This is a genomic window from Actinoplanes ianthinogenes, assembly GCF_018324205.1.
Classification (GTDB): Bacteria; Actinomycetota; Actinomycetes; order Mycobacteriales; family Micromonosporaceae; genus Actinoplanes; species Actinoplanes ianthinogenes.
The window spans coordinates 2937105-2949717 of sequence record NZ_AP023356.1; the positions used below are offsets into that span (position 1 = coordinate 2937105).

Annotated in this window: 12 protein-coding genes; 3 read left to right on the plus strand and 9 right to left on the minus strand. The window is 72.3% G+C overall.

Going from position 1 to position 12613, the window contains the following annotated elements; genetic code table 11:
* Positions 1-2: 2 nt before the first annotated feature.
* Entirely contained in the window at positions 3-1661 is a 1659-nt protein-coding gene (locus Aiant_RS13245; protein ID WP_189334417.1) for an NAD(P)/FAD-dependent oxidoreductase, read from the minus strand.
* A 6-nt stretch (positions 1662-1667) separates the two neighbouring features.
* Positions 1668-2822: an NAD(+)/NADH kinase gene (locus Aiant_RS13250; protein WP_189334416.1), complete on the minus strand. Its 1155-nt coding sequence runs from the start codon at positions 2820-2822 to the stop codon at positions 1668-1670.
* Positions 2823-2960: 138 nt separating this feature from the next.
* Between Aiant_RS13250 and Aiant_RS13255 the strand changes: the two genes are divergently transcribed.
* A complete protein-coding gene (locus tag Aiant_RS13255) occupies positions 2961-3770 on the plus strand; it encodes an HAD family hydrolase (RefSeq protein WP_189334415.1) in 810 nt (269 codons plus the stop codon).
* A 38-nt stretch (positions 3771-3808) separates the two neighbouring features.
* Here the strand turns inward: Aiant_RS13255 and Aiant_RS13260 are convergent, their stop codons facing one another.
* Positions 3809-4786: a class I SAM-dependent methyltransferase gene (locus tag Aiant_RS13260; RefSeq protein WP_189334414.1), complete on the minus strand. Its 978-nt coding sequence runs from the start codon at positions 4784-4786 to the stop codon at positions 3809-3811.
* A 96-nt stretch (positions 4787-4882) separates the two neighbouring features.
* On the opposite strand from Aiant_RS13260, the gene Aiant_RS13265 reads away from it, so the two are divergent.
* On the plus strand, positions 4883-5467 hold the full coding sequence (locus Aiant_RS13265; RefSeq protein ID WP_189334413.1) for a DUF1684 domain-containing protein: 585 nt from the start codon (positions 4883-4885) through the stop codon (positions 5465-5467).
* On the opposite strand, the gene Aiant_RS13270 is transcribed toward Aiant_RS13265, so the two are convergent.
* The gene (locus Aiant_RS13270) at positions 5427-6134 is read right to left on the minus strand and encodes an adenosylcobinamide amidohydrolase (RefSeq protein WP_189334412.1); all 708 of its coding nucleotides are present in this window, start codon (positions 6132-6134) and stop codon (positions 5427-5429) included. The genes Aiant_RS13265 and Aiant_RS13270 overlap by 41 nt on opposite strands.
* 81 nt (positions 6135-6215) lie before the next feature.
* On the opposite strand from Aiant_RS13270, the gene Aiant_RS13275 reads away from it, so the two are divergent.
* On the plus strand, positions 6216-7187 hold the full coding sequence (locus tag Aiant_RS13275; RefSeq protein WP_229830957.1) for an Acg family FMN-binding oxidoreductase: 972 nt from the start codon (positions 6216-6218) through the stop codon (positions 7185-7187).
* Between the two features lie 52 nt (positions 7188-7239).
* Here Aiant_RS13275 and Aiant_RS13280 read toward each other — a convergent pair whose 3' ends face one another.
* The 5 genes from Aiant_RS13280 to Aiant_RS13300 all read right to left on the minus strand — a co-directional run bounded on the left by Aiant_RS13280 (position 7240) and on the right by Aiant_RS13300 (position 12593).
* The gene (locus tag Aiant_RS13280; RefSeq protein ID WP_189334410.1) at positions 7240-8157 is read right to left on the minus strand and encodes a peptidase inhibitor family I36 protein; all 918 of its coding nucleotides are present in this window, start codon (positions 8155-8157) and stop codon (positions 7240-7242) included.
* Between the two features lie 5 nt (positions 8158-8162).
* Positions 8163-8945 carry a peptidase inhibitor family I36 protein gene (locus tag Aiant_RS45665; RefSeq protein ID WP_229830954.1) on the minus strand — a complete coding sequence of 261 codons (783 nt, stop codon included), beginning with the start codon at positions 8943-8945 and terminating at the stop codon, positions 8163-8165.
* 32 nt (positions 8946-8977) lie between these two features.
* Entirely contained in the window at positions 8978-9799 is an 822-nt protein-coding gene (locus tag Aiant_RS13290) for a peptidoglycan-binding domain-containing protein (RefSeq protein ID WP_189334409.1), read from the minus strand.
* A gap of 143 nt (positions 9800-9942) precedes the next feature.
* Positions 9943-10821 (minus strand): NBR1-Ig-like domain-containing protein, encoded by an 879-nt coding sequence (locus Aiant_RS13295; protein WP_189334408.1) that lies wholly within the window; start codon positions 10819-10821, stop codon positions 9943-9945.
* Between the two features lie 119 nt (positions 10822-10940).
* A complete protein-coding gene (locus tag Aiant_RS13300; protein ID WP_189334407.1) occupies positions 10941-12593 on the minus strand; it encodes an alkaline phosphatase family protein in 1653 nt (550 codons plus the stop codon).
* Between the last annotated feature and the right edge of the window lie 20 nt (positions 12594-12613).

A 12613-nucleotide genomic window follows, 5' to 3' on the forward strand; every position in this document is an offset into this window, starting at 1 on the left:
CTTTACTGCGCCTCCAGGTAACGGTGGACCAGCGCGACGGCCATCGCTCCCTCACCGACCGCCGAGGCCACCCGTTTGATCGAGTTGGCCCGGACGTCGCCGGCGGCGAAGATGCCGGGGACACTGCTCTCCAGATAGAACGGATCGCGGTCGCGATCCCATCCCCGCGGACGCTCGCCGTTGGCGAGAAGATCTGCGCCGGTCCGGATGAAGCCCTTGCCGTCGCGCTGCACCGCGTCGCCCAGCCAGTCGGTCCGCGGCTCGGCGCCGATGAAGACGAACAGGTAACCACACTCGACGGTGGCTTTCGTCCCGTCCTTGCTGTCGCAGATGGTGATCGCCTGGAGGTGCCCGTCGCCGTGCGCCCCGGTCACCTCGCAGCGGGTCCGTACCTCGATGTTCGCCACCTGGGCGAGCTGCTGGATCAAGTAGTACGACATCGAGGCCTCGAGCGAGTCGCCGCGCACCAGCAGGGTGACCCGGCGCGCATAGCGCGAGAAGAAGAGCGCGGCCTGGCCGGCCGAGTTCGCCCCGCCGACGATGTAGACGTCGCTGCCCGAGCAGGCCGGGCCCTCGGTGGCCGCCGAGCCGTAGAAGACGCCGGAGCCGGTCAGGTCGGCGACCCCGTCGGCGAGCAGCGGGCGATAGGACACCCCGGTGGCGAGCAGGATCGCGTGCGCCGAGATCTCCCCGCCGTCGGCGAAGGTGAGCGTGCGGGCCGAGCCGTCGGTGCGGAGACCGACCACCTCGCGGGTGTTCAGCGTCTCGGCGGCGAACTTGTCGGCCTGCCGCCGGGCCCGGTCGGTGAGCTGGGCGCCGGAGATGCCGTCCGGGAAGCCCAGATAGTTCTCGATCCGGGAGCTCTGGCCGGCCTGGCCGCCGACCGCCTGCCGCTCGATCAGCAGCGTCTTGAGCCCCTCCGACCCGCCGTAGACAGCCGCGCCCAGCCCGGCCGGGCCACCGCCCACGATGATCAGGTCGTAGAAGTCGCGGCCCGGGGTGACCGAGAGCCCGGCCGCCTCGGCGACCTCCTGCACGGTCGGCCGGGACAGGGCGCTCCCGTCCGCGGTGACCACCAGCGGGATCGACTCCGGCCCGGCGTCGGCGGCCTCCATGAGGCGGCGGCCCTCCGGCTCGTCGGCGCCGAAGTACTTGTAAGGAACCAGGTTGCGCGCGAGGAAGTCGCGGATCTGGAAGGACGGCTCGCTCCACCGGTGGCCGACCACGCGCAGGTCGGGCAGCTCCTGGTCGCCGGTGGCCTGCCAGGCGTCGAGCAGCGCGTCGAGCACCGGATAGAGCTTCTCCTCCGGCGGGTCCCACGGTTTCAGCAGGTAGTGGTCGACGTCGACCACGTTGATCGCCTGGATCGCGGCGTCGGTGTCGGCATAGGCCGTCAGCAGCGCCCGCCGGGCGTGCGGGAACAGGTCCATCGCCTGCTCCAGGAAATCGATGCCGTTCATCTGCGGCATCCGGTAGTCGGCGAGCATGACGGCGACCCGGCCGCCACGCAGTTTCAGCTCCTTGAGCACGTCGAGCGCCTCGGTGGCGGAGCCGGCCCGGATGATCCGGTACCGGTCGGCGTAGCGGCGGCGCAGGTCGCGGGCGATGGCCCGGGAGACCGAGGGATCGTCGTCGACGGTGAGGATCGCGGGTTGACCCATGACTGGTTACCTCAGCTCCACATCGTTGTACTCGGGGTGGCGTTCCAGATAGCCGGCCACGAACGGGCAGGAGGCGATGACCGGGACGGCCCGGGAGCGGGCGTCGTCGAGGGCGGCGCGGGCCAGCCGCCCGGCCAGCCCGCGACCGGAGAAGGCCTGGTCGACCTCGGTGTGCAGCAGCTCGATCCGGTCGCCGTGCCGGCGGTAGTGCAGCACGCCGGCGCTCTCGCCGCCGACCAGCACCTCGTAACGCTCGTGCTCGAAGCTGTCGACCACCACGGCGGACTCGGCGTCCCAGTCGCCGGCCTGCGCGCTGCCCTCCACCCGCAGCTTGCGCCGGGCCCGCTCGTAGAACGTGGTGCGCCCGAACCGGATCACCTGGGCGGCGGCCGGCATCGGCTCGATCTCGATCGCGGCGCCGGGCTCGGCGTGACCCTCGATGATCCCGTCGACCTCGATGGCGAGCCGGCCGCTGGTGGACAGCACGTCCAGGCAGAGGTGCTCGGAGGTGTCCAGCACCAGGGACCGGTTGAACGAGGAGTGCGCGGCGGCGGCGCTGACGATCAGGCCCTCCACGTTCGGCGAGACGATCGGGCCGCCGGCCGAGAAGCTGTAGGCCGTGGAGCCGGTCGGGGTGGAGACCAGCACGGCGTCGGCCGCGTAGTTGACGAACCGTTTGCCCTCGACCCGGATGCCGACCGCGGCCAGCCCGTGGCCGGGCACCCGGACCAGGGCGATGTCGTTGAAGGCGGTCACCGTCCGCCCGTCCGGCAGGGTGGTGCGCACCGCGGTGCGCGATTCGATCTTGTACGCGTGTTCGTCGATCGCGGACAGCGCGTCCTTGAGATCGGGCAGGTCGACCTCGGCGAGGAACCCGAGCCGGCCCACGTTCACCCCCAGCACCGGGGTCTTGCGGCCCTCGACCAGCCGCATGGTGCGCAGCATGGTGCCGTCGCCGCCGAGGCTGACCAGCAGGCCGGCCCGGTCGACCATCTCCTCCGCGGTGACCGCGACCGCGGTGCAGTCGATGCGGGTGATCTCGTCGGGCAGGCCGAGCACGGTCACTCCGCGGGCGGCCGCCCAGCTCACGATGGTGTCGACCGCCGACCCGCAGTCGCGGCGCGGGTGCAGCACGAGGCCGACCACTTTGATCATGCCCATCAGCGCGTCCCCCTTCGCCCGGTACGGGTGTCAGCCTTGCACGCCGGAGCCGGGAACGGCGACCGAAGGCACCGTGGCGGACAGCACGTGAATACGGTGGGGCGGCGAACGGCGTACACATGATGTTGAATGCCGGTCATGACGCGGTGGCAGGCAGTAGTCACGGACCTGGACGGCACGGTGGTCGGCGCGGACGACGTGGTCAGCCCGGCCACCCTGAACGCCGCCGCCCAGCTGCGCTATCGCGGGCTGCCGCTGCTGGCCGCCACCGCACGGACCCGGCACGGTGTGGAGCGGCTCGGCGCGTTCGCCGGGCACCTGGCGGTCGCGGTCTGCCACAACGGCGGGCTCGGCTGGTCGCCCGAGGAGGGCGGCCGCACGCTCTGGCAGCGCACGCTGCCGGCCGCCGAGCTGACGGATCTGGCCGCCTTCGTCGCCCGCCTGCCCGGCGCCGGCCTGTCCGTGTTCGGCGTGTCGTCCTGGGACCTCACCCCGGAGTACCTGGCGCTGCGCGGCCGTCCGCCGGCCGAGCCGTGGCGGGAGGTGCCGCTGGCCGGGATCACCGACCAGCCGGCCTATGGGGTGGCGATCCGGCACCGGTCGCTGAGCTCTGACCAGCTGATCGCCCGGCTGACCGACGCGGGCTTCGCCGAGCGGACCACGCTGACCTATTCGGCGCCGCGGCTGGTCGAGGCCGGTCCGCTCGGGGTGGACAAGGCGACCGGGGTGGCCGGCGCCCTGGACTGGCTCGGCGTGTCGCCGCGGCACACCGTGGCGTTCGGCGACATGCCCAACGACCTGCCGCTGTTCGCCCTGGTCGGGCACTCGGTGGCGATCGGCGCGGCGCACCCGGCGGTGCTGGCGGCCGCGTCGGCGCACGCGCCCGGTCTCGCCGAGGACGGCTTCGCCCACCACCTCGCCGAGCTGGGCCTGATCACGCCCTGGTGACGAGGTCCTCGATCATGCCCTGGTGACGAGGGCTTCGATCACGCCCTGGTGGCGAGAGCGAGGAAGCGGTCGTCGCCGTCCTCGTAGTGGGTGACCGTCCAACCGGCGTCGGCGAGCAGCGGGGCCAGGCGGGCCTCGCTCAGCGGCTCGTCCGGGCGCAGCGTCCGGCCGTGCCGGGTGGCCAGGGCGGCCCGCCCGATCGGATGGAAGATCGCCAGGCGGCCCCCGGGCCGGGTCACCCGGGCCAGCTCGGCCAGGCCGGCCACCGGGTCGGGCAGGTGGTTGACCAGGCCGGCGGCGAAGACCACGTCGACCGCCGCGGCGGCGAGCGGCAGCCGCCGGGCGTCCGCCACGACCAGCGTGGCCGCCGCGTCCCGGCCGGCCCGGCTCGCCTCGGTCAGCATGTCCGGGGTGAAGTCCAGGCCGATCACCCGGCCGGCCGGTCCGGCCGCGGCGGCCAGGGCCGGCAGCGCGCGGCCGGTGCCACAGCCGACGTCGATCGCGACGTCGCCGGGGCGGACGCCGGCCTCCCGGACCGCTTGCGCGTACGCCGGCATGTCGTCGCCGAACTTGACGTCCCAGTTCGCCGCGCGGGCCGCGAAGAACGCCCGGCTCTCGGAGAGGTACCACCGATCAGGATCGGCCAGATCGGGGTGCACGTGGCGGATCACCGGCCACTCCGGGTCGCGGTTGTCGATCACCACCTGGGCCCGCCGCTCGCCGTCCCCGGCGGTGAACCGGTTGCGCGGGCCGCCCCGCAGATAGACCAGGACCTGGTCGGTGGCCGGTTCGAGCACGTTGAGCGCCGAGTCGAAGCCACCGGCGCCGGGCCCGGTCAGGCCGAGCACCGCGTCGATGCTCCAGGCCCGGGACGCCGGTGGGAAGGCCGCGGCCAGCCGGGACGCGAAGGCGGCCGCCGCTCCCGGGTCGCCGCCGTCGACGATCACCGTGAGCGGGGCCCGCGGCGCCAGCACCTCGGCCAGCAGGGCGGTGACTTCGCTAATCCGTTCCGGCACGCCCCCCAGAATGCAGCCGCGGTGTGACCCGCGCAACGCTCATTCACTCAACCACGTCCGTGTGAGCTGCATAAAGCTCCGGCTAGCGTGCCAGGCATGGAGTCACTGGAGCTGGCCGATTTCCGGGCCGCGGTCGCCCGCATCCACCTCGGCGCGGAGGGGCTGTCGGATTTCCGCACCCGGCGGGACGACCTGTTCGCCACCCATCCGCAGTCCCCGATCCCGCCCGCGGAGCGCGCGGCCTTCACCGGTCTGCGGTATTACCCGGCGAACGACGCCGCGATCGTCGACGTGCCGTTGCGCCCGGCGGACGGCGAGCTGACCATCGACACCGGCGGCCCGGACGGGGTGGTCCGCTACACCCGGGCCGGGGTCTTGGAGACCCCGTTCGGCGAGCTCACGCTCTGGTGGATCGCCGCTTACGGCGGCGGGTTGTTCCTCCCGGTCCGCGACGGGACCTGTGGGCGGGAGACCTACGGCGGCGGCCGCTATCTGACCGACACGATCAAAGGTACGCACGGACGCGGCGTCCAGTGGCTCGGCGCCGACCGGGTCCGCCTCGACTTCAACTACCTGTACAACCCGAGCTGCGCCTACGACCCGCGGTGGGCCTGTCCTTTGGCCCCGCCGGAGAACCGGATCAGCCACCCGCTGCGGGCCGGTGAGCTGTCGTATCACTGACCCCGGCCCGGTCGGACCAGGAGCGGCCGGTCGACAGGTTCACCTCGCCGCCGTCGCGGACGGCGGTGTAGACGGCGCGGGCCATCGGGGTGCCCCAGTGCGAGCGCGGGCCGCCGTACGCCGCGGACGGGCCGCCGAGCGGGCAGAGCACGCAGATCGCGTCGGTGGCGGTGCCGGTGGCGTCCAGGCCCAGCGCGTACAGGGCCTGGGTCTTCGCCTCGGTGGCGGTGGCGACCGCGTTGATCAGGGCGCCGTCGCCGAGGCGCTGGGGCACCCAGACGACGATGTTGATGGTGCCGGGCCGATGGGCGAAACCGGTCACGCCGGGCTCGGCGGCGCGAATCGGCGCACCCAGGCCGACGGTGGCCCACACCTGCACGCCGTCCTCGGCCGTGGGCACCACGTCGTGCACGTCGACGCCGGTGAGCAGGCCGATCCCCGGACCGCTGAGGCTGAGCTGCCCGGCCAGCTCGGCGAGGTGGGCCTCCGGGTCGGGGCGGGCGTAGGACATCGGGACGCTCGCGTTGATCAGCCACTCGCGCGGGCCCGTGCCGCCGCCGAGGACCGCGCTGGAGGCGGCCAGCACCGGCTCCGGGAACCGCCAGAGCAGCAGCGGCACCTCGTGCCCGTCTTCCTTGCGGTGTGTCAGGGAGGGCTCGGCGAACATCCGGTAAATCCTACGGTGACCAGTACCAACCAGGCCTTTCGGCCTTACTCGGGGGCCCCTCGGCGCGGCACCATGGAGACCATGAGCGAGGTCAAGCAGGCACTGGTGCAAGCGGCGGACGCGGCTCGGTTCGCCCCGTCGATCCACAACACCCAGCCGTGGCGCTGGGTGGTCCGGGCCGACCGCCTGGAGCTGTTCGCGGTGGCCGAGCGCCAGTTGCGCGCCCAGGACCCGGACGCCCGGATGTTGCTGGTCAGCTGCGGGGCGGCGCTGCACCACGCGCAGGTGGCGCTGGACGCCGAGGGGCTGTCCTACACGGTGGAGCGGCCGGCGTCGCTGACCCCGGACACGCCACTGGCCGTGCTCGTCCCGGGTGAGCGCCGGGCCGCCGAGCCGGCCGCCGCCCGGCACCTCCAGATGCTCCGGGTGCGGCGCACCGACCGGCGCACGGTCAGCGAGGAGGCGGTCCCGGAGACCGTGCTGGGTGAGCTGGTCAAGGCCACCGAGCAGGCCGGCGCACGGCTGCACGTGCTGGGCCGGGACCAGGTGCTCGACCTGGCGGTCGCGGTGGAGCGGGCGCAGGCGGCCGAGGCCGCCGACGACCGGGCGCAGGCCGAGCTGGCCACCTGGGTGGGCGGCGAGCGCCCGGAGGGCACCGGGATCCCGTCCTCGGCCCTGCCGGCCGAGGTGCCGCTGACCACGGTCGCGGAGCGCGACTTCCAGGCCGCGGGCACGGTCGCGGCCGGCGGTGGGCACGATCGTTCCGCGACGTACGCGGTGCTGTACGGCTCCGGGGACGCCGAGCCGGACTGGCTGCGCGCCGGCGAGTCGCTGAGCCGGCTGTGGCTGGCCGCCACCGAGCACGCGGTGAGCCTGCTGCCGTTCAGCGGGCCGGTCGAGGTGCCGTTCACCCGGGAGGCGCTGCGCCGGATGCTCGGCGGGACCGGGGTGCCCTATCTGGCGATCCGGCTCGGCTTCCAGGACCCGGCGCACGCCGCGCCGCCGCACACCCCGCGCCTGCCCGCCACCCAGGTCATCGAGGTCGTCGACTGACGCGAGCGCGCCGCCTGCCCGGGGTCCGGGGCAGGCGGCGCGACGCGCGACGTCAGGAGAGGGCGATGTCGTCGTAGTAGTTGCGCAGGATCGACTTGTAGTCCCGGCCCGCGTTCGCGAGATCCCGCGAGCCGTACTGCGACATCCAGTCACCGTCCACCCAGCCACCGCACGCCGTGGTGGTCGAGCAGTAGTGGGCTTGCAGGACGTTGCCGCTCCGGGTCATCCGGGCCGACCAGGTGCTGTCCACCGCGGCGGAGGTCGCCGACAGCGCCGACGACGGCTTGTAGACCTGGTCCGCGGTGTCGTCCCGGACGTCGTAGCACTGCCCGCCGGAGGTCTTGCGGGTCGAGTGCAGCGCCCAGTACCAGCCGTAACTCTTGACGGCCATGGCGCCGGACTGCAGCGAGGCGTTCGGCCAGCTCGGCACCCACTCGTTCGGCAGGACGTTCTTGACGTACGTCTTGAAGTCCACCCGGTCGACCCGCCCCAGCCCCACCCGGTAGACCAGGATGGTGCTCGGCGGCGTGGTGTTCGTGCCGTCGGTGCCGCACCCGGTCGGCCCGCCGGTCAGCAGCTCGTGCGAGGCGTTGTTGTTCTTCAGCGTGGCGTTGAGGTTGCCCTTCGCGCCGGCCGCGAAGTCCTGGTGCGACCCGGCGAAGTTGCTGTTGAAGAAGACCCGCACGGTCTTGCCGGTCCGGTTCCACACCGACGCGGCGTTGTTCTTCACGCACACGCCCTGGCCGGCACCCGCGCCCTTGAAGTCGTAACAGGTGGGCTGGGTGGTGCCGTAGTCGTCGACCGACTCGGTGAAGTCGGAGACCGAGCCGGCCTCGTTGCTGTTGTAGTAGTAGCAGAACTCGCCGCTGTCACAGGTGCCGTCCCGGCCGGCCGCGGACGCCGCGCCCGGCGCCACCACCATTCCGGCCAGCACCGCCACCAGCACGACCGCTGTCTGGAGGATGCGCACCCGGGTCACCAGCTGCTCGGGACGTACGCCCAGCCCAGGTAGTCGGACCGCTGCCGGAACGTGCTGGTCTGGTAGACGCTCGGCCCGGTGCTGATCGCGCTGTTGCCGCCGATCGAGAGCATCACGTGCCCGGCCGACGTGGTGGAGGTGAAGAACACCGCGGCGCCGGCCGGCGGCACCGACCCGGTGTGGATCCGCCCGTTGTCCTTCTGCCACTGGTAGTGCGTGCGCGCCGTGGCGAACCGGCCGCTGGTGCCGAACGCCCGCTCGACGAACAGCTCGCACTCGTTGTTCCAGTCGGTGTGCCCGAGCCGCGCCTTGGCGAACGCGACGGCCTCGGACGCGCGCGGGTCGGCCGGGTAGGACCCGCCCGCGGAGCCGCCGATGTCGTGCGAGGCGTTGTTGTTCTTCAGCGTCGCGTTGAGGTTGCCCTTCGCCCCGGAGGCGAACGACTGGGTGGCGCCGGCGAAGTTGCTGTTGAAATAGACGACCACGGTCTTGCCGGTGCGGTTCCACACCGACGCGGCGTTGTTCTTCACGCACACGCCCTGGCCCGCACCCGAGCCCTTGAACTCGTAACAGCTGGGCTGGGTGGTGCCGTAGTCGTCGACCGACTCGGTGAAGTCGGAGACCGAGCCGGCCTCGTTGCTGTTGTAGTAGTAGCAGAACTCGCCGCTGTCACAGACCCCGTCGCGGGCCGCCGCCGACGCGGGCGAGGCGACGCTGAGGATCGAGGTGGTCGCGGCCAGCGCGAGGCCTGCGGCGGCGAGAGTCTTACGGATGTTCATGGTGTCCTTTCCGGGACGTGAGGGGATGCGGGTCACTGCCCGCGCTGGTACTGCTCCCAGGTGGTGATCGGGAGTCGTGGCCCGTCGTCCGGGCCACGGCCGGCCAGGCCGTTCAGGCCGAGGTAGTAGTCGCCGGCCTGGTGCTGGGCCTGGCTGGAGAGGTCGGTGTCGTTGATCGCCACGGCGTGGATGTGCCACGGCCAGTCGCCCTGGCTCGGGTCCCGGACCCAGGCGGCGAAGCCGACCCGGCGCAGCGCCCGGGCCACGGCGGTGCGCTTGGCCGCGGTCATGCCGGTGACCGAGATGTCGACCACGCCGCCGCCGTCGTGCGTGCCGGCCGAGGTCGGGTCGCCGCCGGGGTTGTAGGAGCCCTGGTCGAGCACCAGGGGGTAGCCGAGCAGGCGCTGCGCCTCGGCCAGCATGGCCTGGGTACGCGCGTCGACGACGTACCCGTCCCGCGGGACCTTGGCGCCCGGCCCGATCGGGTTGGCGACGGTGTACCGGTCCTGTCCGAGCCTGGTCAGTGACGTCGTGCCGGGCAGCCCGTTCGCGGCCAGGCCGGTGTAGCCGAGCGAGCGCTGGTAGGCCGCGTACGCCGCGACCGTCTCGGTGCCGAAGTAGCCGTCGACCCACTGGGCGTCCAGCAGGTTCCGGGCCTGGAGCGCCTGCTCGACGGCGAGCACCGAGGCCTTCGCGCCCGGGGTCAGCGTGTGGTCGGCGCGGCGCGGGTCGATCTGGGCCGCCAGCACGGTGGCCTCCATGTCGACCACCGGCCGCGCCGCCCAGGCGTCCGCCGGGACGCCGACGGTCATGCACAGCGCGGCCAGCCCGACGGCCGGCCAAGATCGGCGCATGGTCGATCCTCCTCGTGGTGGGTGTGTCGCGTTGGGAACGGACATCACCCTGCGAGAGGAGATCGGGTGTTCGGTACCCCCGTCGTGCTGTCAGAACGGCCTGACGGTCATTGACCTGGATGAATCAGGTGTTGTCAGTTCCGTCAGGCGGTGACGGTGACCATGAAGTACACCGGGCGGCGGCTCGGGAAGTAGGGCTGCCCGGCCTCGTCGACCATCTTCCAGCTGACCCAGCACTTGCCGGGGCGGCTCGGCGCGGTGACCGGAACACTGATCATCACCTTCTCGCCGGGCGGCGTGTCGCCGATCGCCACCCGGTCCGGCACCTGGCAGCCGTCGTCGACGCCGGGGTCGGTCCGCTCCAGGTAGCGGTTGTGCCAGTCGACCGTGCCGACGTTCGCGAGCGCCCACACCTTGACGAAGTGGGCGTTCACCTTGACCTTGGTGCCGTCCGGGATGGTGACGTCGGCGACGAACTTGCTCGAGTCGCCGGGGATGAGCGAGTCGGAGAACCCCGAGGCGGACGGCGAGGGCGCCGCGGCCGGGCTGTCCGGGGCCGATCGGCCGCGGACCGTGGCGCCCAGGACGGCGATCAGCGCCACCACCGCCGCCGCGGCGGCCAGCCACGGCGACCGGCGTCGCCGCACCGCGGGGACCTCGACCCGCACCGGAGCCGGCGCGAGATCCGCGGCCCGAGGCGGCACGAGATCCGCGGCCGGAGCCGGCACGAGATCCGCGGCCGGAGGCGGAGGTGGCGGCGGCACGAGGTCCGCGGCCGGTGGGTCCGAAGGGGCGGCCGCCGCCCACCGGCGCCGCCACTCGGCCTCGTCCGCGTCACAGGCCCGGACGAACTCCCGGGTCGTCTCCCACGAGGGGAACCTGGTCCCGGCGGCCGCCTCGTGCAACGTCGTGTGCGAGATCCGGCCCGACCGCCCGGCCATCTTCCGGAACGACGGATCGCCGGCGGCGGCCCGCAGGGCACGCAACTGCTCGGCGAACGCTTCGGTGGCCCTGCCGTCCATCCATACCCCTGTCAGACACCCTTGTCAGATCGGGTAAGAGGGTACCTAACGGATTCACTGGACATCGATGTGACATATGCCGATGAGCGGGACCGCTCCGGGCGTACCGAAAACGGGTTTCAGTGGGGGTCGCCCTCCGGACCGAAAGCGGTCAGGAAGCGGTCGCGGAAGGTGTCCATCTGCCAGACCGGCGCGTCAGCGGCGGGTTTGACACTGCTCGTCCACCCCCACGAGGCGATCCGGTCGAAGACCTTGGGGTCCTTGGCGACGATGGTGATCGGCACGTCGTGACTGGCGTTCTGGCCGACCACGACCGAGGCCGGCTGGTGGTCGCCGAGGAAGACCATGACCAGGTTGTCGTCGGCATACTTGGCGGCCCAGCCGATCAGGCTGTCGACCGAGTACGCGATCGAGCGGGCATATTCGGTCTTGATCTTCGAGTCGTCCTTCCAGACCGCCTTCGGGTCGGTGGTCTTGGCCTGAGGGCCGTAGACGCTGCCGTCGCCGAGCTGGTCCCAGTCGAGCATGGTGGGCACCGGCGCCCACGGCGTGTGGCTGGAGGTCAGGGTGATCTCGGCGAGCAGCGGGCCGCGGTTCTTCTTGCTGTACTCGAACTTCTGGAACTGCGCCAGCGCGTACTGATCGGGCATCGGCGACCAGCTGAACTGCGGGCCGTGATAGTTCAGCGCGGCCTTGTCGTAGACCTGGTCGTAACCGTAGAACTGGCCCTCCGGCCAGGCGTAGATGACGCCCGGCTCGATGCCCACCGCGCGGTGCCCGGAGTTCTTGAACGCCCTGGTCAGGGTGAGCCGGTCGGTCGCCATCAGGCTGCGGTACCGCGACTCGTTGTTCACCCACATGCCGGACAGGAACGTCGAGTGGGCGAGCCAGCTGCCGCCGCCGGCCGTCGACGAGGTGAGGAAGCCGCTGCGGGCGGCGAACCCGGCGGCGGCCAGCTTCCGGTCGCCGTCGCCGAGGGCGGTGAGCACCGAGGCGTTGAACGCCGGGTTCTCCACCGCGTCGCGGCCGTAGCTCTCGATGAACGAGACCACCACGTCCTTGCCGCGCAGCGCGGTGAGCAGCTGACTGCCGGGCTGGTCGTGGTATTTGTCGTTTCCCGCCTCCGCCACGAAGCGTCGCTTGTCGGCCAGGTCCTTGGGCAGCGCGAGCGCGGTCTCCTGAGCCAGGTCGGCGGCCGCGTGCGCGGCGACCGGGATGCCGCCGATCAGCTGGAAACTCATCGCGAACAGGGCGGCCCAGGCCACTGCGGCCGCGCCGATCCCGCTCCAGGCGAGCCGCCGGTGACCGGCCGCGACCGTGGTCAGGCGCAGCATCGCCCAGGTCATCCCGGCGATCAGCAGCACCGCGGCCAGCACCGCGCCGGCCGCCACGCCGATCGCGGACGCCTTGCCGATCGAGTCGATCAGGAAGTGGAAGCCGTCGTCGAAGAGCGTCCAGTCCAGCACCGGGTCGAAGCGGCGGGCCAGCACCGCGAAGAACCCGATGTCCACCAGCTTGACCACGGTGAGCACGCCGAGCAGCACGCCCAGCCCGGCGGCCACCCAGCGACGGGCCCGGACCGGCGTCAGCAGCAGCACCGCGCCGGCCACCAGCGCCTCGACCGGGATCCGGAGCAGCGCGGTGTACCAGTGGTTGCCCGGCGGGAGCCGGGTGATCTGGTCCGGCAGGATCAGCGCCAGGAAGACGAGGACGGCGGCGAAACCCGTGGTCACGTGACGGATGACCCGGCGGTACGACTTCGGTTGGCTCACATTCCCTTGATACGCCCACC

Bases quoted from the DNA above. Each gene is read 5' to 3' on its own strand.
- Aiant_RS13275 (WP_229830957.1), top strand. From the start codon at position 6,216: ATGAGCGAGGTCAAGCAGGCACTGGTGCAAGCGGCGGACGCGGCTCGG.
- Aiant_RS13250 (WP_189334416.1), bottom strand. From the start codon at position 2,822: ATGGGCATGATCAAAGTGGTCGGCCTCGTGCTGCACCCGCGCCGCGAC.
- Aiant_RS13255 (WP_189334415.1), top strand. From the start codon at position 2,961: ATGACGCGGTGGCAGGCAGTAGTCACGGACCTGGACGGCACGGTGGTC.
- Aiant_RS45665 (WP_229830954.1), bottom strand. From the start codon at position 8,945: ATGAACATCCGTAAGACTCTCGCCGCCGCAGGCCTCGCGCTGGCCGCG.
- Aiant_RS13265 (WP_189334413.1), top strand. From the start codon at position 4,883: ATGGAGTCACTGGAGCTGGCCGATTTCCGGGCCGCGGTCGCCCGCATC.
- Aiant_RS13295 (WP_189334408.1), bottom strand. From the start codon at position 10,821: ATGGACGGCAGGGCCACCGAAGCGTTCGCCGAGCAGTTGCGTGCCCTG.
- Aiant_RS13290 (WP_189334409.1), bottom strand. From the start codon at position 9,799: ATGCGCCGATCTTGGCCGGCCGTCGGGCTGGCCGCGCTGTGCATGACC.
- Aiant_RS13270 (WP_189334412.1), bottom strand. From the start codon at position 6,134: ATGTTCGCCGAGCCCTCCCTGACACACCGCAAGGAAGACGGGCACGAG.
- Aiant_RS13245 (WP_189334417.1), bottom strand. From the start codon at position 1,661: ATGGGTCAACCCGCGATCCTCACCGTCGACGACGATCCCTCGGTCTCC.